Annotated in this window: 1 protein-coding gene; it reads left to right on the top strand. The window is 56.9% G+C overall.

All coding sequences use genetic code 11. The features are described from left to right. Nucleotides 1-2,108 (top strand): immunoglobulin-like domain-containing protein (locus HBO12_RS28155; protein WP_346343202.1); only part of this gene is annotated, 2,108 nt, incomplete at both ends.

The raw sequence follows: 2,108 nt of genomic DNA, 5'->3' as shown, positions 1-2,108 counted from the left end.
GGTGAAGGCGGCCAGATCGTCTACACCGCCACCCTTGTGGATAAAAACGGCGCACCCGTCACTAACACCACGGGTCCGCTGACCATCACCTTGGATAACAACCAGGTCATCACCATCGGTGTGGACAAGTCGAGCGGTACCGTTTCGGTTGTAGCGCCGGACGACGTCTACAAAGGCGACCAGACTGTCACTACCGGCATTAAAGAAGTCGCCGGTGGCGAGCACTTTGAAAATCTGGTCCCGGGGACTGACAAGGTCACCACGACTGTTACTGATACCCCAGGTACCGATAACACCACGACAGTGACGCTGACTGCTCCGTCGGAAGTGAGTGAAGGCGGCAAGATCACTTACACCGCCACGCTTTCTAATAAAGCGGATACCGACGTCACCCTGACACTCGATAACAAGCAAACCATCACCATCAAGGCCGGTGAAACTGTCGGCACTGTGACAGTGGATGCCCCAGGCGATGACGTGTTCATCGACAAGAGCACCCAGACCGTCAAGATCACCGGGACTGACGGTGGCAACTTCGAGAAACTCGTGGTTGCAGGCGATGGCGCGACTACCACCATCAACGACACTATCGACAAGGTCGATGTGGTGCTGACCGCAACCAAAACCGTGGGTGAAGGCGGCCAGATCGTCTACACCGCCACCTTGGTGGATAAGAACGGTGCGCCGGTAACCAACATCACCAGCCCTGTGACTGTGACTCTGGATAACAACCAGGTCATCACCATCGGTGTGGACAAGTCGAGCGGTACCGTTTCGGTTGTAGCGCCGGACGACGTCTACAAAGGCGACCAAACCGTTACTACCGGCATCAAGGAAGTCACCGGTGGCGCGCACTTCGAAAACCTGGTTCCAAATACCGACAAGGTCACCACGACTGTCACTGATACCCCAGGCACCGATAACACCACCACCGTCACCCTGACCGCGCCAAGCGCCGTCAACGAAGGCGGCAAGATCACCTACACCGCCACCTTGAGCAACAAGGCTGACACCGACGTCACCCTGACCCTCGACAACAAACAAACCATCACCATCAAGGCCGGTGAAACCGTCGGCACCGTGACAGTGGATGCCCCAGGCGATGACGTGTTCATCGACAAGAGCACCCAGACCGTCCAGATCACCGGCACTGACGGCGGCAACTTCGAGAAACTCGTGGTTGCAGGCGATGGCGCGACTACCACCATCAACGACACTATCGACAAGGTCGATGTGGTGCTGACCGCGACCAAAACTGTCGGTGAAGGCGGCCAGATCGTCTACACCGCCACCCTTGTGGATAAAAACGGCGCACCCGTCACTAACACCACGGGTCCGCTGACCATCACCTTGGATAACAACCAGGTCATCACCATCGGTGTGGACAAGTCGAGCGGTACTGTCTCGGTTGTGGCTCCGGACGACGTGTACAAAGGCGACCAGACTGTCACTACCGGCATTAAAGAAGTTGCCGGTGGCGAGCATTTTGAAAATCTGGTTCCGGGGACTGACAAGGTCACCACGACTGTTACTGATACCCCAGGTACCGATAACACCACGACAGTGACCCTGACGGCTCCGTCGGAAGTGAGTGAAGGCGGGAAGATCACTTACACCGCCACGCTTTCTAATAAAGCGGATACCGACGTCACCCTGACGCTCGATAACAAGCAAACCATCACCATCAAGGCTGGCGAAACCGTCGGCACCGTGACAGTGGATGCCCCAGGCGATGACGTGTTCATCGATAAGAGCACCCAAACAGTCCAGATCACCGGCACTGACGGTGGCAACTTCGAGAAGCTCGTGGTTGCAGGCGATGGCGCGACTACCACCATCAACGACACCATCGACAAGGTCGATGTGGTGCTGACCGCGACCAAAACTGTCGGTGAAGGCGGCCAGATCGTCTACACCGCCACCCTTGTGGATAAAAACGGCGCACCCGTCACTAACACCACGGGTCCGCTGACCATCACCTTGGATAACAACCAGGTCATCACCATCGGTGTGGACAAGTCGAGCGGTACCGTTTCGGTTGTAGCGCCGGACGACGTCTACAAAGGCGACCAGACTGTCACTACCGGCATTAAAGAAGTCGCCGGTGG

This window comes from Pseudomonas sp. WS 5059, assembly GCF_012985525.1.
In the GTDB taxonomy this organism is placed as follows: domain Bacteria; phylum Pseudomonadota; class Gammaproteobacteria; order Pseudomonadales; family Pseudomonadaceae; genus Aquipseudomonas.
The sequence above is the reverse complement of the archived record's forward strand: the minus strand, read 5'-3'. Positions and strand labels throughout refer to the sequence as shown.